Consider the following 20,329-nt stretch of genomic DNA (forward strand, 5'->3'; position numbering starts at 1 on the left):
ACTAATCCTCCTTTTTCTCAGAAGGTGTCGAATGCGGCGGATGAAATTCTGCTGCAATAATAAAATCTTCTACTTCATTTTTGTTTATTGAAAATGCATCACCTTGTAAAGATTCATTTGGTTTAGGCCCTATGCGAAGCAACCGCAGTAAATATATGACGCCTACACCAAAAACCAGCAGATAAATAACGATGAACAACGTTAAACTAATGCTCAGTTCGGTAACGCTGTGTTTAGTCACTGCATCAGCAGTGCGCATCAGACCGTATACGATCCACGGCTGACGCCCGATCTCTGTGGTATACCACCCTGCAAGCATCGCCACGATACCAGCAGGCCCCATAATTAGAGCGAAACGCAGGAAAAGCTTATTTTGGTAAAGGTCTTTTTTCCAGCGTGCCCATAGAGAAAATAAACTTAACAAAATCATGAGCAATCCCAGCCCAACCATCACACGAAATGTCCAGAATACAATGGTGGAGTTAGGTCGATCTTCTGCAGCGAAGTCTTTTAGTGCCGGTATTTGCTCAGTCAAAGAGTGGCGTAGAATCAAGCTGCCCAAAGTTGGAATAGCCACTTCGAAGTGATTTTTTTCCGCTGCCATATCAGGCCAGCCAAACAATACCAATGGAGAAGCTTTACCAGGTATATTTTCCCAATGCCCTTCAATGGCAGCAATTTTAGCGGGTTGGTATTTCAAGGTATTCAACCCATGAAAATCACCGACCATTGCTTGTATAGGAGAAACGATCAAGACCATCCACATGCCCATTGATAGCATCTTGCGGATACCGACATTCGTATTGCCTTGCAATATCTGCCATGCCGCTGCCGAAACAACTAAAAGTGCAGTAGCCAGATAAGCGGCCAATACCATATGAATAAAACGATACGGGAAAGATGGATTGAAGATTATTGCCAGCCAGTCAACGGGAATCACCTGACCGTTGATGATTTCAATCCCTTGCGGGGTGTGCATCCAACTATTTGACGCTAATATCCAAGTGGCAGAGATTAAAGTACCGAGGGCGACCATTAATGTTGCTGCAAAATGAATGCCCGGCCCTACTCGTGACCAACCAAAAAGCATAACCCCCAAAAAACCTGCTTCTAAGAAAAAGGCCGTAAGGACTTCATAAGCTAATAATGGCCCGGTAACACTTCCTGCAAATGTCGAAAACCCTGCCCAGTTGGTTCCGAACTGGTAAGCCATCACCAAACCTGAGACCACACCCATTCCGAAACATAGTGCGAAGATTTTTACCCAGAAATGATAAAGGTCTAGAAAAACAGCCTGCTTGGTCATTAACCAGCGAGCTTCTAGCACAAACAGATAACTGGCTAACCCAATTGAGATAGCAGGAAAAACAATGTGAAAAGATATAGTAAATCCAAATTGAATTCGCGCTAAATCTAGTGCTAAATCAGACATCACTCTTATCCTTAAACTGTTTTATCACAACAATGCGTGCTAGAGCTTTCCTAATAAAAATTAATCGAATGACTTGCAGAATCTAAAATATCATCATGATCAAACTTTTACACCTCACCATTAAGTGAAATCGCAAATTACGCATCACCAAACTTCCATACCGCTTCTGTATTCAGCTAACATGTATTATCACCTCAACTGATGCTCAATAAAAATGAAATTTAGCGATTTTTAATATTCAAATTGCTGATGAAATAAGCCTTAAGCTGACCTTATTTGTTTTTATCACATTAACGGCTAATTTGCATTAATCATCAGCCGTCGCGCTGATTCTATGAATACTCAAATCCGCGCCGTCAAACTCTTGCTCTGCACTCATACGAATACCGCTTATTTTTTTAAGTGAGCCATACACAACAAAACTGCCTAAAACGGCAATTGTCACACCTAGACCTGTGCCGATTAGTTGTGAGATAAAGCTAACGCCGCCTATACCGCCCAACGTTTTTGCACCAAAAATACCGGCCGCTAAACCACCCCAGGCACCACACAAGCCATGCAAAGGCCAAACACCTAATACATCATCAATTTTTAAGCGATTTTGCGTTAGGTTAAATGCCCATACAAATAAGCCGCCCGCCACTAAACCCGTTGCTAATGCGCCAAGCGGATGCATAACATCTGAGCCGGCACATATTGCCACCAAACCAGCTAATGGGCCATTATGCACAAAACCAGGATCATTTTTTCCGACCAGTAAAGCGGCAAGCGTGCCGCCTACCAAAGCCATTAATGAGTTCACCGCTACCAACCCAGAAATACCTTGTACTGCCTGCGCAGACATCACGTTAAATCCAAACCAGCCAACAGTGAGTATCCATGCGCCGAGCGCTAAGAATGGAATGTTAGAAGGCGGATAAGCATGCAAACGGCCATCTTTACCATAACGCCCAGCACGTGCGCCTAATAAAACAACTGCAATTAACGCAATCCAACCACCCATTGCATGTACGACAACTGAGCCTGCAAAATCATGAAACTTGGCGCCAAAACTGGTTAACAGCCAATCCTGGAAACCAAAGTGACTATTCCATGCGATGCCTTCAAAAAACGGATAAACAAAACCTACAATTAAAAAAGTAGCTGCTACTTGCGGGTTAAATTTTGCGCGTTCTGCAATACCGCCAGAAACAATCGCCGGAATCGCTGCGGCAAAAGTTAACAAGAAAAAGAACTTAACTAAATCGAAACCATTTTTAGCAGCAAGGATTTCTGCGCCGCTGTAAAAGCTCACGCCATAAGCGATGCTGTACCCAATGAAAAAGTAGGCAATGGTCGATATAGAAAAATCCACCATGATTTTGACCAAGGCATTAACCTGGTTTTTACTGCGAACCGTGCCAACTTCCAGAAAAGCGAAACCTGCATGCATCGCCAGCACCATAATGGCCCCCAGCAATACAAATAAAACATCATTCGCCGAAACGAGTGCTTCCATTTTTTTCTCCCATCAATATGATAAATAGTGTGTATTTATTATAAAACTGGGCAATAGAAGCAATATTTAAGCCACTAACACTGGCTTGATTATTAAGGATATTTTTTATAAGAGAGAATTAATTTGCACACAATTAGTGCGATGCACAATTAGCAGCACTAATTGTGTGCAAAATTTATGTGCAAGATATTACAGCTATAACATGCTGACAGTATTGCCATTTAGGATATATTTTTCTGCGTCCGGATTACCGGACCAAAAATGAAAAAACTCGCGCACAACTACTAAAAATAAACGGCGATTTTTCTTCACTTCAAACAAAGGCAATGTCGCATCGACGGTTGTACGGTAAATTTTATTGCTTTTATCCGGAGCATCCCGTAATCGCACCAGCAAAACCTTAGCTAATTTTAAGCGCGTATCAATTAAGGTCTGCTCTGCGTTTTCGTTACGCAGCGCCTTTGTGTAGGCTTTTAAGGCCCAGCTATCCGTGGTTGAAAACTTTTCCTGGTCAACGTTATGCCACAAACTGCTTAAGCTGACCTCTACTGGCTTCCATTCAATTGGTAGCTGATCTTTAGTAGCGCTTTTGCAAAACTGTGCAACCGCCTTTAAATCATTAATCCAAAACGGGTAATACTCACGCGCAATGATTAAACTTTCGGGCCAATCAGATTCTGCGATTGAATCCATCATTAGCTCAATCGCAAGCCGATATTCCCCGCCATTGGTACTTTTATCGGCCAACAATGGCAGCAATTTATTTAAAAAACTAATGCGCTGTACAAATGTTTCAGGTCCAAAACCCTTCGCTGTTAATAGCTTAAAATAAACTTCCAGCGCTTGTTGCTCACGTTGTTGAATCATAATTAAATAGCTAGTTTGTTAAAGCTGAATTGTTAAAGTGGGTTAAACTATATTTTAGATTCTACTGCATAATCTATTGAAAAATATAATAAATCACGCATATAACTAAAGGCAAAGCTGTCGCGATTCACTTAATTTTTCACCCAATACTGACTTAAGTGTTTATTTATAATCAAAAAAGTAAAAATATGTTCGAGCTCATCTTACTCATTATTATGTTGTTTCTCGCTTGGTTTTGGCAAGATACAGTTTCCAAGCGCGAGATTGCAATTATGTTGGGACGAGAATTAGCCCAGCGTTACCAACTACAGCTATTAGATGAAACGGTTGCATGCCACAAAGTCAGGCTGGGGCGCGATAGCCGCGGACACGCACAATTTCAGCGGCTTTATGTATTTGAAGTAACCGCAAACGGCGCTGAGCGCCTGGAGTGTAATTTGCAGTTGCTAGGTAAACAATTACAAACTTGGCATATTCCACCGTACGTGCCGATTGTGCATTAGCAGCCTTAATTGACCCAAAATGTATTGTCGATAAAATAAATCTATTCAACGTTCATTTTGTATGGATATGCACTACATTGGCCGATACGCCCCCTCACCTACTGGACCACTGCATTTTGGCTCGTTAATTGCCGCCGTCGCCAGTTATTGCGATGCAAAAGCTAATGCCGGAAAATGGCTGCTGCGTATTGAAGATTTAGATAAGCCACGCGAAATAGCCGGTGCAGCAAGCACCATTTTGCGGCAACTTGAAACTTTCGGTTTTGAGTGGGACGGCGAAATTATCTACCAAAGCCAACGCAGTCAATATTATGCTGATGCGTTCGAACAACTACAAAAACAGCAGTTAATTTACCCCTGCACCTGTACACGCAAAGAAATTGCCGATTCCACCACGCATTCTGGTATTGAAGGCTTAGTGTATCCAAGCACCTGTTTGCAACGTGCCATCAAACCGAATACAGCGCCTGCTTTTCGCATTAAAACCAACGCTGTGCCAATCAGTTTTAATGACACAATACAAGGCAATACCAGCCAAACCTTAAGCATGGATAGCGGCGACTTTGTACTCAAACGTGCAGATGGGCTATTCACTTATCAACTCGCTGTCGTGGTCGATGACGCCGCACAAGGTGTTACGCATATCGTGCGTGGTGCAGATCTACTTGCATCCACCCCACGCCAAATTTATTTGCAGCAATTATTGCAGTTAACTCATCCAATCTACACTCACGTGCCGGTAGCAACAAATGCAGCGGGAGAAAAGTTAAGCAAACAAACCAAAGCGCCGGCAGTTGATACGCAATCTATTGGGCAAGCTTTGTTTCATGCATTGGATTTTCTGGGGCAAAACCCACCGACCGAGATTCAAAATAGCCAGCCGGATGAGATATGGAATTGGGCCATTACAAACTGGCAGTTACATCAGATTCCACGCCAAAAGTATGTCTTTTACAACAAGCAATAAAATATGATCCAGATGCTTTCATACATCACGTGATTTTAATCGCAATTTTTAAGCGTAATCTAAGTTAACGCTTAAGCCAATGTTAAAATACGCGTTATGAAAAATTCTACCGATACGCTTCACCACTTTATATTTGAAGACAGATTCAACAACCCGATGCCCATACGCGGCAATCTGGTGCACTTAAACGATACTTACCAGCAAGTGCTGCAGCATCAAACTTTACCTACAGTTTTAAAATATGCTTTGGGTGAGTTAATGGCTGCCAGTGCATTGTTATCTGCCACACTTAAGATGGATGGCGCGTTGGTACTGCAAATACAAAGCAAAGGCTTGCTTAAATTATTGGTGGTGGAATGCAGTTCAGATTTAAATATGCGCGCCACAGCAAAGTGGGATGAAACAAAAGTTAGCCAAATTGAAGAAAAAATATTTTTTGATTTGGTTAAAAATGGGCAATTTATTATTACGCTAGACCCGAAAGTAGGCGAAGCTTATCAAGGTGTTGTGCCAATTGAGGGCGAATCAGTCGCAGAAATGCTGCAAAACTATATGTTGCGTAGTCAGCAGATTGACACTTCGCTTTGGCTACATTGTGATGAAACAAGCGCGTCTGGCATGCTATTACAAAAACTGCCTGATTTCGGCGGACATCTAGGCGGCGTGGCTGCGCCAGTTCTAGATTACGATGCTGATGCCTGGAATCGCATGAATCATTTGGCAAACACGGTCACTAATGACGAACTGCAAAACTTGCCTGCCGAAACGTTATTAACCCGCCTTTTTGGTGAAGAGGATATCCGTTTATTTGAGCCAAAATCTACACAATTTCACTGTAGCTGCAATCAAAACAGCGTGGCGAGCATGTTGCGCATGCTGGGTGAAGAAGAATTAAACAGCATTTTGGCCGAATTTGGCAAAATTGAAGTGAACTGCGATTTTTGCAATAAGCACTATCTATTCGATGCCGTAGATACCGCGCAACTATTGGCGACTGAGGCAAGTGTGAACATCAGCAACGCCAAGCACTAGCATCAAAGCAAAACTTAACCCATTACTTACAGGCAAAAGGCAAAAACTTAACGTCAATATTGGTTCTGTTTTCGCCAAACACCGTCATATTAGCTGGCGCTTGCGCGTTGCCACACACCCAAGCGACTGGTACCGCTTGCGATTCTTCAATCACCGCAGGGCGAATGGTCAAAATCTTACCTTGCAATTGCGCTCTGGCTTTATTGCCAAAAGTCATGTGAATAACGCCGTTATTCACTTCAAGCGCACTAATAAAATTGCTCACCACTCTATCTGGGGTTGGCAATCCTGCTTCTTTATTATCCACTGGCAAGGTTTTAAGTGCTTTCCACTGCGCCGCTGCAGGCTCTTTTGCAGCATCTGCTAAAGGAATCGCGGCGGACACTTGTTCTCTGATAATGCGCTCAATACCAGACGGAATCGCAATCATGGCTAATATCGCGATAATCGCCACCACAACCATCATCTCTACTGCCGAAAAGCCACTTTGGCTCGGCTTAATACTTTTTACTTTTATCCATCGTCTTATAACACACTGTGTTTTAAGCATAATTACTCCTTTTGTATCTCTTAGCTCAACTAGCTAGCTTGCCGCTTACGTTCAAACAAGCAAATAGCCGCAGCCGCAGCCGCATTAAGCGATTCCACTGCCAGCCCATTCGTTTGACTCATGGGAATGCTGATACGTTTACTACAATTTTCAATTGTTTTTGTTCTTAAGCCCGCACCTTCGTTGCCTATCACAAAGGCACTCGCATGACTTAAATCTTGGCTGTATAGCGATTCACCATCCATAGTGGTTGCGTAACTACTGCCATTAAAATTTTGTAGCTGGGTACTTAAATCGGCATTTTCCATAATCGGCAACACAAATTGTGCGCCCTGCCCGCCACGTAACGCTTTAGGCGACCAAGCATCGGTGCAGCCTTTGCTTAGATAAACTGCTTGCACACCAGCGGCAGCGGCTGTGCGCAGCATGCTGCCTAAGTTACCCGGATCTTGAATGTCTTCCAGCATCAATACAAATTGCGGTTGCTCTGGTATTTCTAAAACGGGTGTTCTCACCACAGCTAAAATACCTGTGCTACTCGCCACAGGCGTAAGCTCTGCAAACATCAGCGTAGGGAACATAATCGTATTCACATGCTCAAGCTGCTGCATCAGATTACTGGCTTCTAATGTGCTTTTTCCTTCTGGAATAATGATTAACTCTGGTTCACCAAAGGTTTGCAGATACGCTTCTATCAAATGCACACCATCAAGGACTGTTTTGCCCTCTGTTTTTCTTTCACGTGCGTTATCAGCCAGCTTTTTAAGGTATTTAAAAATCGGATTATCGCGCGAGGTAATATGTTTAAAGCTCATAGAAGTTAGAAATTCACACAAAAATTTACAAAAGTTAAGCCCATTTTAACCCAAAGCAACTTGTTCATTCTGATTATTAAGCGTAAATTACTTCGCGTAATAACTCATAAAAATCATGTCATTGGGAGGCTTAAATATGTCATTAACAAAACGTTCGATAGCAGAATTAATTGGTACTTTCTGGTTGGTGTTGGGTGGTTGCGGTAGCGCGGTTTTAGCGGCCGGCATTCCGGAATTGGGGCTGGGTTATTTAGGCGTTGCGTTCGCTTTTGGGCTGACAGTTGTCACCATGGCATACGCGATTGGTCACATTTCGGGCTGCCATCTCAATCCAGCAGTTTCAATCGGTCTTGCGGCTGGCGGACGTTTTAAAGCTTCTGAATTACCGCATTATATTATTGCGCAAGTCATTGGCGCAATTCTGGCCGCCCTACTCATCCGCACGATTGCAAGCGGCATGGAAGGCTACACTGGCGGCCTAGCTTCTAATGGATTTGGCGCACACTCACCACACGGCTACAGCATGGCAGCGGCTTTAATCACCGAAATCACGATGACAGCCATGTTTTTATTCATCATCATGGGCGCTACAGACAAACGTGCACCTGCTGGATTAGCACCATTGGCAATCGGTTTTACGCTTGCGTTAATCCATATGATTAGCATCCCTGTCACCAATACATCGGTTAACCCAGCACGTAGTACTGGCCCTGCCCTAATTGAAGGTGGTATTGCGCTAGATCAATTATGGCTATTCTGGCTAGCACCCATTATTGGCGGCGTGATTGGTGCGCTGGTATATAAGTTTTTGAATAAAGAAGATTAATCGCATTAATCCTGATTGAACGCCCGCCAGATGTGGGCGTTTTCTTTTTCAAGATAATCAAGCGTGCTTTATAATGCACACATGGCTAAAAAACTCGACCTAGAACGTATTCTCAGCAAACAAGGTTTCGGCACCCGCAAACAATGCCGCATTATGATTATCAATGAAGAAGTCACCGTTAACGGTGATTTATGCGATGACCCAAGTGCAACATTTGAACTGGAAAACTTAAAATTCACCGTAAAAGGTGAAGCATGGGATTACCGCGAAAAATCTTACTTGATGCTGCATAAACCCAGCAACTACGAATGCTCACACAAAACCCAGCATCACCCGACTATTTATAGTCTATTGCCGCACCCATTAGTGGTTCGCGATGTGCAGTGTATTGGCCGCCTGGATGAAGACACCACTGGCTTAATACTCATTTCAGATGACGGCCAGTTTATCCATCGCATGAGTTCACCCAAACACAAAGTACCAAAAGTGTACGAAGTGACCTGCAAACATAAAGTGAGCGATGAACAAATCGCACATATTCTAAAAGGCGTACAGTTAATCGATGAAGATGCGCCAATCGCTGCGCTAGCTTGCGAAAGAATCAGCGAAAACGTGATTCATATGACGTTAGCAGAAGGCAAATATCACCAAGTCAAACGCATGGTCGCCGCAATTAGCAACCGCGTAGAAGCTTTAAAACGCATTCAGATTGGCGAGTTAAAGTTGCCTGATGATTTGAAAGTTGGGGAGTGGAAATGGTTAAGTGAGGGTGATATGCTGTTGTTGAATGCAAAGTAAATTTACTTAGTTTAGATGCTTTTGAATACTGCCTTCATGATTCATTAGGTGCACAAAACTTATCAACCCATTGTTTAACCAAGATTGTTACTTTTTAATAAAATTAACAATCTGCCTGAATAAAATATTAAATTCTTATTTGGCACCTATTTTACGTTATGCATTTTTTCAGGACTTAGCAACATGACAATTACCGCTCACCTAGATGACCTCAGTGATGAAGGATTAGATATCTTACTTCGTATCGCATTGCATACCGATACGAGACAAATCGACGACTGGCGTTCCATCGGCGCTTTAATTGAGTCACGAAATATTACTGTTACTTACATTAAGGACTCACTGTGGTCAGCAGAAATTCCAGATGATGCGTCTGGAAAGTCTTTTGAGTCAGAGTTTGGGCACAATTCAAGAGTTGCGGTCGCATGCACCGTCATACGTGCTCTCTTTCCCGATGGACCGGCATTTCGTATTTCGAAAGACAAAGCAGCCGAACTTTTTACTGAAAAGTTTCTCAGCAGCTCTACGTGGCAACTCAGTATGCAAATTGCGGGCTTAGAGCCAGAAGACGATGGAAAAATATCCGTCTTTGTCAACTACCCATAACTTGCCAGCGCGCCATCTCTAACTTTACATTCAAACGAACGTTGTGCGATAAAGCTGCAAATGCTGATTACTTCCACGTTTAAATTCACTTTTAAACATTTTTCGCTTTCCAAGCTTTACCCCGTATAATGCCTTCACCCTGCAAAAACCAATCTGTGCAGCGGCCATATTTTTATTTCCCCTATATTTGTTTGTCTCGATTGGTGTTGCAGGAAATGCAACAGGCCAACTTTAGTTTTTTGAAAGTTTTACTTTGTCTATTGCATCTACTCAATCTATTAACACAACCACGCCTGCCGAAACCGTTAACTTGCATTTTAATCAGCTAGGCCTTGCCGAACCTATTCTGCGCGCGATTATCGACGCGGGCTATACCACACCAACACCTATTCAAGCGAAAGCGATTCCCGTTGTTTTAAACGGTGGTGATTTGTTGGCTGGCGCGCAAACTGGCACTGGCAAAACCGCTGGTTTTACCTTGCCTTTATTGCACTTATTGCACTCTAAACCCAAACAAAACAAAGCTGGCCAACCACGTTGCTTAATGTTGACGCCAACTCGTGAATTGGCCGCGCAGATTGAAGAGTCAGTTAAAACCTATGGCAAATATTTAAATTTAAAATCGATGGTCGTATTTGGCGGCGTGAATATTAATCCGCAAATTAACCGTTTAGGTAAACCAATCGATATTTTGGTCGCCACACCTGGCCGTTTGTTGGACTTAGCCAATCAGCGCAAAGTGGATTTATCAGCCGTGGAGTTTTTGGTGCTGGATGAAGCGGATCGTATGCTGGATATGGGTTTTATCCGCGATATTAAAAAGTTGCTGGCCATGTTGCCAAAGCAACGTCAAAACTTGCTGTTCTCTGCGACTTTTTCTGACGAAATTAAAACACTAGCCGATGGATTGTTGCATAAACCGGGTTTTATTGAAGTTGCGCGCCGCAATACTGCATCTGAAATGGTTGAACAGACCGTGCATCTGGTTAAGCAGGCGCACAAAGCCAGCTTGATGAGCTATTTGATTAAAACCAATAACTGGCAGCAAGTACTGGTATTTACCCGCACCAAGCACGGTGCAAATCGCTTGGCTGAAAAACTAATCAAAGACGGCATTCCTGCCGCTGCGATTCATGGCAACAAAAGCCAGGGCGCGCGAACCAGAGCGTTAGCCGAATTTAAAAATGGCGACATCCCTGTTTTAGTGGCGACTGATATTGCCGCACGCGGCTTGGATATTGACCAGTTGCCGCAAGTGGTCAACTTTGAATTGCCGAATGTGCCAGAAGATTATGTGCATCGTATTGGTCGTACCGGCCGTGCTGGTAGCAGTGGCGCTGCGATTTCTTTGGTGGATTTTGAAGAAGCGAAGTATTTAAAAGATATTGAAAAGCTGATTAAGCGCGAAATTCCAAAAGTGGCTGTAGAAGGTTTTCAAGCACCAACGCATTTAGAGCCAGAAGCGCCTCGTGGGCCTAGAAATCAACCACCTAAGGCTAAACAAGCCAAGCGCCCACAAGGTAATGGCCAAAAACCAACGCATTCTAAACCGCAAGGTCAAAAGCCATCACATCAAAAACCTTTTCAAAATATGCAACAGCCAAATGGTAGTAAACCTGCACATCACAGTGGGAATCGAGGTAAATAAGTTTGGATATATGGGTGGATGCTGACGCTTGTCCTGTCGTGATTAAAGAAATTCTATTTCGCGCCGCGATTCGCACAGGAATCAGCACCACACTGGTTGCCAATGCATTTCTTCGCGTGCCGCCCTCGCCTAATATTCGCTCCATTCAGGTGGATAAAGGTTTTGATGTGGCGGATAATTATATTGTGCAAGCCTTGCAAGCGGGCGATTTGGTGATTACGGCAGATATTCCATTAGCTGCCCAAGTGATCGCAAAAGATGCGCATGCGCTTAACCCGCGTGGTGAAATGTATTCGCCAGCGAATATTGCAGAGCGTTTGGCTATGCGTAATATGATGGATGAATTACGCAGCCAAGGTGCAGAGATTGGTGGGCCTGCGGCGTTTAATCTAGCAGATAGACAAGCGTTTGCAGCAGAACTGGATAAGTTTATCGCGCGCCATACAAACATTATCGCTAACAAAATTAGGGGTTAAATGAATGCAAAGCTTACTGCAAAAAATAATATTGATTGTTTTATGTTTTAATTTACTCGCCTGTTCTGATGAGCAAGACAACATCAAAGTTGTAGACAATATAGACGCCAATCAATATCTTGGCACCTGGTACGAAATTGCCCGACTGGATCACAGCTTTGAGCGCGGCTTACAGAACGTCACAGCCAATTACATACAAAATAATGACGGCACAATTAAAGTGATCAACCGTGGTTTTAATACCAAAAAGAATGAGTGGAAAGAAGCAGAAGGCAAAGCTTATTTTGTAGAACCGACCAATAAAGATGGTACTAATACTGGCAAATTAAAAGTATCTTTCTTTGGGCCATTTTACGGTGGCTACAACATTATCGAGCTGGATAAGCCCTATTACAATTACGCGATGGTCACCAGTGGCAAAAATTACTTATGGATATTGTCGCGCACACCACAACTCGCGTATCCCATTAAACAACACTTGATTGCACGTGCCAAAGAGCTGGGGTTTGCAACAGAGGATTTGATTTACGTTGCACAAACCACTGAAATCATCGACTACAAAGCAGGACCGCACGTTAGCCCCTAACCGTATGATTAAATAGAAAAACGCCCAATATGAATTGGGCGTTTTTATTGGTTAATGCTTATTTAGCTTAAAGTACTTATTTTAGCTAAATAATTTTAACCTCTAACTTCTAAGCCATTTCTAACAGATTTAACACCTGCGATTTGAGAAACGACTTGCTCTGCCCTAATTTTAGCGGCTTCGTTATCCACAAAACCACTCAGCATTACTTCGCCATCGCGTGTTTCTACGCTAATTTGCAGGCTTTTTAATTCTTTGGTGGCTAATATTTTAGCTTTGGCTTTTGCAGTAATCACACTGTCATCTATTACTTCGCCTACTGACCTATTTGAGTTGGCGCCTGATTCTGCTGCTGCCGTGTTCACAGGTTCTTGATTAGTCAGCGTTGATTGACCTTGCGTATCAAGACTGTTTTGCGGCAAAACTGCATCCGGGCGTTTACCTGATTTGAAATAGATGTACTCATTCTGGTCAATGTAACCATCATGGTCAGTATCGGCTTGGGCAAATGTTTTCTTGTTAAATGCCTTACCTTTTGAAGCCTCATGCGGTAAAAGCAAGCCATTACCTGTTGTATCCAGCGCTGCAAACTCGGCAGCTAAAGGTGCCATCCAGCTTGTGCTGTATGTTTCCGAGGTTGGTGCCGTATTCACGCTAGTAGAATCCATTGTGTCCGTTGCATCTTCTGCAAAGGTAGTCGCCGCAGTTGTGCTGAAGGCTAAAACAATCACTAAAGCTATTGGTTTGAATGATTTAGTTAAGTTATTTGTTTTCATTATGTTGCTCCTAAAAGTCATGTAGTCAGTTAAGTTAGCTACTTTTATTTAAACGTGCATGGTTCTAATCGTGCAGTACCAGTATATTAATTAAGTTGATTACTTAATTCAGTCCTACAAAAGCTGATTTCTCTGTCAGTCACGGACTACAAACTGTGCAATAACGAAAAAGCCGCATGCTTTACGAAACATGCGGCTTTAAAGGTCAAAATTATAGATTTGGAATAGTAAGGCTTGCTAATTACGTTCTGTTTTGGAGTGGATTTAACTCAAGAGAATGGCGTTAAATTGCCAAATGTAGTGCTGGCAATACAACAAACCAAATTGACCCCTTCTAAATTTAACCTTTAACCTCTAGGCTATTTTTAACAGACTTAACACCTTCAATTTTTGAAACAACTGTCTCGGCTTTAATCTTTGATAGTTCATCATCCACAAAACCGCTCAAAATCACAACACCATTAAAGGTTTTTACGCTAATTTGCAGGCTTTTCAATTTCTTTTCAGCCAGCAAGTTTGCTTTTGCTTTAGAAGTAATCACACTATCTGAAGCAACTCTTTTGACTGCCTGTTTTTGAGCGCCTGATTTATAGTTGACAAACTCTTCTTGGTTGAGGACACCGTCTTTGTCAACATCTGCTTTTGCAAAATGGCCTTTGGTAAAAAATTCATCTTTGCTAAATTCTGTTTGGGTAAGCAACGCATTTGAATCAGTATCTAATTTTTTAAATTCTGTTTCCAACGAAAAGCGACCATTTTGAACAGAATCTGCAACAGCGTCTGAATCTAATGCAACAACTTGCATACTAGACAAACCAAAAGCTAAGGCAATCGCTAATGTTGCTGATTTTAATGTTGTTAATTTTTTCATCTTTCAACTCCCGATAACTGATTTAATAATCACATTTATACAATCGCAAGTCATTAATATTTTTGCGAATTGTGTGATGTCGCCATGTTACGCAAGTGAGAAGATGAATAAAGTCCAACAAATACTGATTATGTTGTCAGATAGGGACTACAGTCTATTTAAAATTGAGTGCTGCCTAAAGATCAAGGGGCTAAGATTTATTATCGATTAAATTAAAGCGATGGCGCCTCAAAATCCATTGGAATTAAAGCGCGGGTCAATACACCTTTTCCTGGTTCACTCACTATTTCAAAATGCCCGCCAATCGCCAATACACGATGACGCATGCCAGACAAGCCGTGTGTATGTCCATCTAAAGCTTTCATATCGAAACCGAAACCGTTATCTTCAATTTCTAATTTGATATATTGCGCATCGACAATCACATCAACAGAAACTTTGCTGGCTTTGGCATATTTATTGGCGTTATTCAACGTTTCTTGCACGATACGATACGCCACTAAACTAATGGTTTCATTTAATTGGGTATTTTCATCTGGCAAGTTTAAAGTCAACTCCCACTGATTACGCTCTGCTGCATCTTGAATAAGCGATTGTAACGCTGGCCAGAATCCAAAAGTGGTGAGTATGGCTGGATGTAACTCTTGTACGATATGGCGTTTATATTGAATGCCTTGATCCACATAACTGTTGGTTTTGCGCAACTTAGCCGCTACTTCTGCAGCTATCTCTGGCGTAATATCTTTCATTTTCTTGATGACCCAAGCAATATCCATCTTGGTTGCCGTAAAAATAGAACCGAGCTCATCATGCAATTCGCGCGATAGTTTTTGTCGCTCCCGCTCCACATCTGCCTGATAATCCAGCGCTAAACTGCGTAATAACTTGGTTTGCAATTGCAGCTTTTCTTCATAAATGGCATTTTCTTTTGATACGCGCTGCTGCAAATGGCTTTTAATGGCGAGCTCTGCCAGTAATTGCTTAATCACCAGCACCACAATCCATATCAAAATCAAAGCTCCGCCAAAGATTGAAAGTCGCGCGATTAAAATCGTATGCTGCTGCTCATTTATCTTAGCGTTTAACGCCTTATTTTGATTGTTAATTACGATATCGGTGTATCCCATGAATTTCTGCATTTCCACCAGACTTTCATCCAGATTCATCACCTGTCTCGCCTCTTGCGTTTTGCCTGTTCTCGCTAAATTAAGCGTCACTTTCATTTCGGCCGCTTTTGCTTCCAGACTTGCAGAAATAGCTTTCATCCAATCCCGCTCTTCTACTTGCTCTTTACCGGAAGAGGTGCGAATCACCAATGCTTCGATTTTCGCAATATTATCCCTGGCATCATTCAGTGCATGGTTAAATGGTTCGACATGCGTCTCTCTTTTGGTATACAAGTAACCACGCTGCGCACTTTCGGCTTTATATAGATTCGTTTTCAGCTGGTTCAACGTCACGATATTGGTTCTGATCTGACCAATCACCTCACCTTGACGATCGATTGCCTGAATCCATTTATCGCTATAAAGCACAGACACCATGGTAATCAGCAAAGCCACAGCAAGCATGGCAATCGTACGTCCGCCCAGCAAAGCGATCAGCTTTTCAAACGTGAGCCAGCCTTGATTGAACAAAACCTTTGTTTTCTCTAGTGTTTTATTGGCGAAGCTTTGTATAGCCGGATTCAAAATATGTAATCGCTTTCTGACATCAAAATCAGATTATAACTTCTAATCCGTTTAAAAGCGGTTGAGTATGATTGCATCGTTAAGTTCCTCTTTTTCATCTCATGCAAAGGACTCATCATGCTTTATTACGCATTTCTCTTTTTTGTTATCGCTATTGTTGCGGGATTGCTTGGGTTTAAAGATGTAGAGTCTGGTGCGACTAAACTTGCCAAGTTCTTCTTCTTTATTTTTATCATTTTAGCATTACTCGTATTGGGCGCTGTGGTGCTTGGCCTTAACTTGGCATTTTAAACTTGGCATTTTAATAAACGAACATCTTGTAGGCGCTTTCTGACAAAGTTATCAGAAAATAGCCGCTGATAATCAGCAAGGTGTTCACATAAAGTAGTAACTGTGCATTTGCATTGCTTGACTACAAACTGACAAGGAGGTTCAAGATGCTTCATTACACCGTCGTATTTTTTATCATCGCCATTATTGCCGCAGTGTTTGGATTTGGCGGGATTGCGGCAGGTGCAACTGAAATTGCAAAGATATTATTTTTTGTATTTTTAATTGTGACCATTATTTCATTCATCATCGGTAGAAAACGTTAGTTTATCGGCTGAATTGATAGTCTTAAATATTGTTTCACCAGTTTAATTTTTAATCATTTACAAAGGTAAAGGAATTCACCATGTTTAATTCAAACAAGCAAGAAGAGTTAAAAAATAAAGCCGCAAATTTGGCTGAAAATGTGAAAGACAACGTTCAGGATGTTGCAAGTGATGTAAGACGTAGTGCCGATAAAATCGGTCAAGACTTGCAAGAAAAAACCCTTGAAACCAAACATGAAGCACTAAGCGTGATTGATAGCTTAAAGTCATTGATTAACCAATACACAAGCTCGGCTAATGTGGCGGATATTAAAAATCAGATCTTAGACAAAGCCTATGAATTAAAAGGCACTGTTAAAGATGAGGTGACACATGCTTATGAAGCTGGCAAAGAACGTACCGTTCATACTGTGCAAGAAAAACCTTTGTTGAGTTTAGGCTTGGCTATTGGTGCAGGCGTGTTACTGGGTTATATTTTGGGTTCTAAACAATCGTCAAAATAATTCTAAGAATCTGAAAGTCACCTATGTGGAACACCGCGCTGAAGTTTATTGCACAATTACTCCTTGCCAAATTCGTACGTGACCGTATGAAAAGTGTGCAGGAAGATTTTAGTAATGATGCAGAAGGCCATTTCGGCGCACTGAAAAAAAACGTAGCGGCGTTGGTTGAAAACCACGCTGCTATATTTAAACAACAACTGAATCAAGACATGAAGCGTGCAGCCAATAGTTTATTCGGCCTCGTTTTCATCTTCTTTGCGCTACTGTGTTCTGTCTTAACGGCATTAATGTGGTTATTTGCAATCGCATGGAACAGCGCTCACCGTGATGTAATTTTAGGAGTAACAATGGCTTTACCGTTATTAATCAGCGTAGGTATCTTTCTTGCTATTCGCCATACCTGGAAAAAACAGCCGCTTTTTTCAAAATCCATGATACAAATTGAGAGTGATTGGCAAGTATTTAAAGATGGATTAGATGGCACGGCAGATACTTCCGATGAAGCTAACCGATAACTTTTTTGATTCAATTCTTGATTGAATCTGTTTATTTAATTTGAATTCTAGGCCCATCTATTCATGAAAAACGTTTTATTGGTTGATGACCACAGTATTGTGCGCCAAGGTTTAAAAAACCTGATCGCCTTGGAAGCGGATTTAACAGTGACAGGCGAAGCTGGATCTGGCCTGGAAGCCATTAAAATGGTGCGTGCCAATCAATATGACATTGTTGTATTGGATATTTCAATGCCAGACAAGAATGGCGTCGATACTTTACATGATTTAAAACATGTCGCACCAAGCCTGCCTGTACTGATATTAAGCGGTTACGGCGAGTCGCAGTATGCGCTTAATTTAATTCGTAACGGCTGCAAAGGTTATCTATCCAAAGATGCTGATTCTGACGAAATTATCAAAGCTATCCGCACCATTGCCAACGGTAAACGTTATATTTCAGCAGAGCTAGCCGAGCTAATGAGTGAGCAGCTTAGCCATCCATCCGAAAAACAATTGCACGAAACCTTAAGTGACCGTGAGTTCCAGGTATTTTTTAAATTGTCTAGCGGCTTAAGCGCCACGGAAATAGGCGAGGAACTGAATATTAGCGTTAAAACGGTAAGCACTTATCGATCGCGTATTTTGGAAAAGATGAGCCTTAAAACCAATGCGGACTTAACTTATTACGCGATTAAAAATGGATTAATCACATGATGGGATGTATGTACTTTGCTAAAAAACCTGTAGCCGTATGTCAGACAAAAGCCGATTGTTTGCACTTTTTGAGTATTGTAAAATGGGTTTTGGTCAATTAAAAGCTAACTAATGCGTAACGATAAACAACATAAAATGTCAGATTTTAAAGATAACCCTCCAAACAAAGCGACATTGAGTACAAGCAATTTGCACAAATCGCAAAGTCAATCTGAGCCGATGAAAATGCTATTGGTAGAAGACTCTACTTTGTTGCGTGAAGTGTTATTTGAAACGATTAACGGCCTTAATAATGTTGCAGTAGATGGTACCGCAGACACGCAGCTTAAAGCGATTGAATTGTTAAATGAAAAACCATTTGATATTTTGTTGCTGGATATAGAGTTGGCCCAAGGTAATGGTTTTGAGGTGATTCGACATATTCAAAAAGAACCCTCTTCTTTCGGCCAGCCAATTCTCATGATGCTGACTAATCATGCCCATCCGCATTATCGTAGCTTGGCCAAAAGTTTAGGCGTGCATTATTTTTTCGATAAATCCATGGACTTTGATTTAGCCATTGAAGCGATTGAACTAGAGGCTAATCGATTTTCAAGTGCACAGCATTAAAGGCTGTATGGTTTATGTGAAGTCTTCATGTTAAAAACTGAAACTTGGGAACTGATTAGTTATATCGTTACAGCCTTTGGCTTGCCACTGGCTATTTTTTCTTTTATTTGGCAGCAACGCAAAGAACGCGAAAACGAAGAAGAAGCTGTTTACCAAATGCTGTCAGATGCTTACACTGATTTTTTGAAATTGGTCATGCAAAATCCCGATCTCAAATTACGTTCGCAATCCGAGATTCTTGACCTGACTGAAGAGCAACGTGAGCGCATTCACGTGATTTTTGAAATCTTGATTTCTTTATTTGAACGCGCTTACTTGCTGGCTTACGAAGACAATATGTCGAATAAGCAACGTCGCAGATGGGCGTCTTGGGATGATTACATGCGCGAGTGGTGCGAACGTGATGACTTTAAATTTAAGCTACCGCGTTTGTTGCAAGGTGAAGATGCGGATTTTGCAGCCTATATTCAAAAAATCGCAAACGAAGAACATATGTAAGCCTTAAAGTTAAATATCAATAGGCATTAAGTATCTGTTAATAATAAAAAATTACTGATTTACTTCTGTTAACTGGAGTTTATATGAATATTTATGAAGCATTAAGAGCAAGCCATGATACACAAAGACAGCTTTGTGAAGAGCTGCTATCCAGTGAACCCAACGCACAATCGCGTAAAGAGCTATTCAAAACATTAAAAGTCGAATTAGAGGCGCACGCTGCCGCTGAAGAGCGATTTTTATATTGCCCCATTATGATGGAAGATGCTGGCCTTTCAATCTCACGCCATGCGTTGGCAGAACATCATGAAATGGAAGAGTTGATGGAAGAATTAACCACCAATGATCCTACTGTGCAAGGTTGGCTAACGCGCGCAAAAGCCTTGTGCGAAAAGGTCAATCATCATTTGGATGAAGAAGAAAAAGCCTTCTTTCAGTTATCAGGCAAATTATTGAGTGATAAACAAAAGAATACTTTAGCCAAAGATTATTTAAGTGATTACGAGCGACTTAAGACAAAATACAGCAGCTGATGTAATTGATAATGCTCAAAAATAACCTGAATTTTCAATCGACCAATAGTAATAAGTTGAAAATCGCTGCCAGAATACTTGTAACCGCTTGGTTTATTATTGGCGGCATTATGCATTTTGCTAATCCTGAACCATTTTTACGCATGATGCCTTCTTATATCCCGTATCACTTGGCGTGCATATATATCAGCGGCGCGCTTGAATTGTTGGGTTCAATTGGCTTATGGATTAAGCCTGTCAGAAGTTTAGCTGGCTATGGTTTGATGACATTAACAGCAATTCTCACGCTGACCAATATCTATATGGCTCAACATGCTAATTTGTTTCCCGGCATTCCAGAATGGCTTTTAATTCTGCGTTTACCTGTGCAGGCTGTGCTGATTTGGCTAATCTGGTGGTGCTCTCGGCCAGAGAAAAACTATTATTTCGCTTAGCTG

26 protein-coding genes are annotated in these 20,329 nt (G+C 41.7%); 18 read left to right on the top strand and 8 right to left on the bottom strand.

Annotated features, from left to right (window positions below):
• Nucleotide 1: 1 nt before the first annotated feature.
• The 3 genes from K370_RS03735 to K370_RS03745 all read right to left on the bottom strand — a co-directional run bounded on the left by K370_RS03735 (nt 2) and on the right by K370_RS03745 (nt 3,797).
• A complete protein-coding gene (locus K370_RS03735) occupies nt 2–1,432 on the bottom strand; it encodes a cytochrome ubiquinol oxidase subunit I (protein WP_047538464.1) in 1,431 nt (476 codons plus the stop codon).
• Between the two features lie 307 nt (nt 1,433–1,739).
• Entirely contained in the window at nt 1,740–2,930 is a 1,191-nt protein-coding gene (locus tag K370_RS03740) for an ammonium transporter (protein WP_047538468.1), read from the bottom strand.
• 195 nt (nt 2,931–3,125) lie between these two features.
• Complete coding sequence (locus tag K370_RS03745) at nt 3,126–3,797, bottom strand: hypothetical protein (protein ID WP_047538470.1); 672 nt, start codon at nt 3,795–3,797, stop codon at nt 3,126–3,128.
• A gap of 188 nt (nt 3,798–3,985) precedes the next feature.
• Here K370_RS03745 and K370_RS03750 point away from each other — a divergent pair, with 188 nt between their 5' ends.
• From K370_RS03750 to hslO, 3 genes are all read left to right on the top strand, one after another.
• Entirely contained in the window at nt 3,986–4,300 is a 315-nt protein-coding gene (locus tag K370_RS03750) for a DUF3301 domain-containing protein (protein ID WP_047538960.1), read from the top strand.
• Between the two features lie 67 nt (nt 4,301–4,367).
• Nucleotides 4,368–5,267, top strand: a complete 900-nt coding sequence (gene gluQRS / locus K370_RS03755) for a tRNA glutamyl-Q(34) synthetase GluQRS (protein WP_047538962.1) — start codon at nt 4,368–4,370, stop codon at nt 5,265–5,267.
• A 96-nt stretch (nt 5,268–5,363) separates the two neighbouring features.
• Nucleotides 5,364–6,299 (top strand): Hsp33 family molecular chaperone HslO, encoded by a 936-nt coding sequence (hslO, locus tag K370_RS03760; RefSeq protein ID WP_047538473.1) that lies wholly within the window; start codon nt 5,364–5,366, stop codon nt 6,297–6,299.
• A gap of 22 nt (nt 6,300–6,321) precedes the next feature.
• Here the strand turns inward: hslO and K370_RS03765 are convergent, their stop codons facing one another.
• Both K370_RS03765 and K370_RS03770 read right to left on the bottom strand, forming a co-directional pair.
• Complete coding sequence (locus K370_RS03765) at nt 6,322–6,849, bottom strand: pilin (RefSeq protein WP_052185158.1); 528 nt, start codon at nt 6,847–6,849, stop codon at nt 6,322–6,324.
• A 29-nt stretch (nt 6,850–6,878) separates the two neighbouring features.
• A complete protein-coding gene (locus tag K370_RS03770; RefSeq protein WP_047538476.1) occupies nt 6,879–7,664 on the bottom strand; it encodes a TrmH family RNA methyltransferase in 786 nt (261 codons plus the stop codon).
• A gap of 136 nt (nt 7,665–7,800) precedes the next feature.
• Here K370_RS03770 and aqpZ point away from each other — a divergent pair, with 136 nt between their 5' ends.
• The 6 genes from aqpZ (at nt 7,801) to K370_RS03800 (ending at nt 12,604) form a co-directional block, all read left to right on the top strand.
• Complete coding sequence (aqpZ, locus tag K370_RS03775) at nt 7,801–8,490, top strand: aquaporin Z (protein ID WP_047538966.1); 690 nt, start codon at nt 7,801–7,803, stop codon at nt 8,488–8,490.
• A gap of 81 nt (nt 8,491–8,571) precedes the next feature.
• Entirely contained in the window at nt 8,572–9,288 is a 717-nt protein-coding gene (locus tag K370_RS03780) for a pseudouridine synthase (protein ID WP_047538479.1), read from the top strand.
• A 183-nt stretch (nt 9,289–9,471) separates the two neighbouring features.
• Nucleotides 9,472–9,894, top strand: a complete 423-nt coding sequence (locus K370_RS03785; RefSeq protein WP_047538482.1) for a hypothetical protein — start codon at nt 9,472–9,474, stop codon at nt 9,892–9,894.
• Nucleotides 9,895–10,147: 253 nt separating this feature from the next.
• On the top strand, nt 10,148–11,542 hold the full coding sequence (locus tag K370_RS03790) for a DEAD/DEAH box helicase (protein ID WP_047538485.1): 1,395 nt from the start codon (nt 10,148–10,150) through the stop codon (nt 11,540–11,542).
• Nucleotides 11,543–11,544: 2 nt separating this feature from the next.
• Nucleotides 11,545–12,018: a YaiI/YqxD family protein gene (locus K370_RS03795; protein ID WP_047538488.1), complete on the top strand. Its 474-nt coding sequence runs from the start codon at nt 11,545–11,547 to the stop codon at nt 12,016–12,018.
• 4 nt (nt 12,019–12,022) lie between these two features.
• A complete protein-coding gene (locus K370_RS03800) occupies nt 12,023–12,604 on the top strand; it encodes a lipocalin family protein (RefSeq protein ID WP_047538490.1) in 582 nt (193 codons plus the stop codon).
• A gap of 95 nt (nt 12,605–12,699) precedes the next feature.
• On the opposite strand, the gene K370_RS03805 is transcribed toward K370_RS03800, so the two are convergent.
• From K370_RS03805 to K370_RS03815, 3 genes are all read right to left on the bottom strand, one after another.
• Nucleotides 12,700–13,380, bottom strand: a complete 681-nt coding sequence (locus K370_RS03805) for a BON domain-containing protein (protein WP_047538492.1) — start codon at nt 13,378–13,380, stop codon at nt 12,700–12,702.
• A 340-nt stretch (nt 13,381–13,720) separates the two neighbouring features.
• Complete coding sequence (locus K370_RS03810) at nt 13,721–14,251, bottom strand: BON domain-containing protein (protein ID WP_047538494.1); 531 nt, start codon at nt 14,249–14,251, stop codon at nt 13,721–13,723.
• Nucleotides 14,252–14,463: 212 nt separating this feature from the next.
• On the bottom strand, nt 14,464–15,942 hold the full coding sequence (locus K370_RS03815; RefSeq protein WP_047538497.1) for a CHASE3 domain-containing protein: 1,479 nt from the start codon (nt 15,940–15,942) through the stop codon (nt 14,464–14,466).
• Nucleotides 15,943–16,059: 117 nt separating this feature from the next.
• Between K370_RS03815 and K370_RS11990 the strand changes: the two genes are divergently transcribed.
• The 9 genes from K370_RS11990 (at nt 16,060) to K370_RS03860 (ending at nt 20,326) form a co-directional block, all read left to right on the top strand.
• Complete coding sequence (locus K370_RS11990) at nt 16,060–16,233, top strand: DUF1328 family protein (protein ID WP_047538499.1); 174 nt, start codon at nt 16,060–16,062, stop codon at nt 16,231–16,233.
• 146 nt (nt 16,234–16,379) lie between these two features.
• Nucleotides 16,380–16,538 carry a DUF1328 domain-containing protein gene (locus K370_RS11995; RefSeq protein ID WP_047538501.1) on the top strand — a complete coding sequence of 53 codons (159 nt, stop codon included), beginning with the start codon at nt 16,380–16,382 and terminating at the stop codon, nt 16,536–16,538.
• A gap of 80 nt (nt 16,539–16,618) precedes the next feature.
• Nucleotides 16,619–17,041 carry a DUF883 family protein gene (locus K370_RS03830; RefSeq protein ID WP_047538504.1) on the top strand — a complete coding sequence of 141 codons (423 nt, stop codon included), beginning with the start codon at nt 16,619–16,621 and terminating at the stop codon, nt 17,039–17,041.
• 23 nt (nt 17,042–17,064) lie between these two features.
• A complete protein-coding gene (locus K370_RS03835) occupies nt 17,065–17,556 on the top strand; it encodes a phage holin family protein (RefSeq protein WP_047538508.1) in 492 nt (163 codons plus the stop codon).
• 63 nt (nt 17,557–17,619) lie between these two features.
• On the top strand, nt 17,620–18,252 hold the full coding sequence (locus tag K370_RS03840; RefSeq protein ID WP_047538511.1) for a response regulator transcription factor: 633 nt from the start codon (nt 17,620–17,622) through the stop codon (nt 18,250–18,252).
• A gap of 135 nt (nt 18,253–18,387) precedes the next feature.
• Nucleotides 18,388–18,861 carry a response regulator gene (locus K370_RS03845; RefSeq protein WP_047538969.1) on the top strand — a complete coding sequence of 158 codons (474 nt, stop codon included), beginning with the start codon at nt 18,388–18,390 and terminating at the stop codon, nt 18,859–18,861.
• 27 nt (nt 18,862–18,888) lie between these two features.
• A complete protein-coding gene (locus K370_RS03850) occupies nt 18,889–19,359 on the top strand; it encodes a hypothetical protein (RefSeq protein WP_047538514.1) in 471 nt (156 codons plus the stop codon).
• A gap of 83 nt (nt 19,360–19,442) precedes the next feature.
• Complete coding sequence (locus tag K370_RS03855) at nt 19,443–19,892, top strand: hemerythrin domain-containing protein (RefSeq protein WP_047538516.1); 450 nt, start codon at nt 19,443–19,445, stop codon at nt 19,890–19,892.
• 11 nt (nt 19,893–19,903) lie between these two features.
• Nucleotides 19,904–20,326 carry a DoxX family protein gene (locus K370_RS03860; protein WP_047538518.1) on the top strand — a complete coding sequence of 141 codons (423 nt, stop codon included), beginning with the start codon at nt 19,904–19,906 and terminating at the stop codon, nt 20,324–20,326.
• The last annotated feature ends 3 nt before the right edge of the window (nt 20,327–20,329 follow it).

Origin of the sequence: Methylotenera versatilis 7 (genome assembly GCF_000799165.1) — a bacterium.
In the GTDB taxonomy this organism is placed as follows: Bacteria; Pseudomonadota; Gammaproteobacteria; order Burkholderiales; family Methylophilaceae; genus Methylotenera_A; species Methylotenera_A versatilis_A.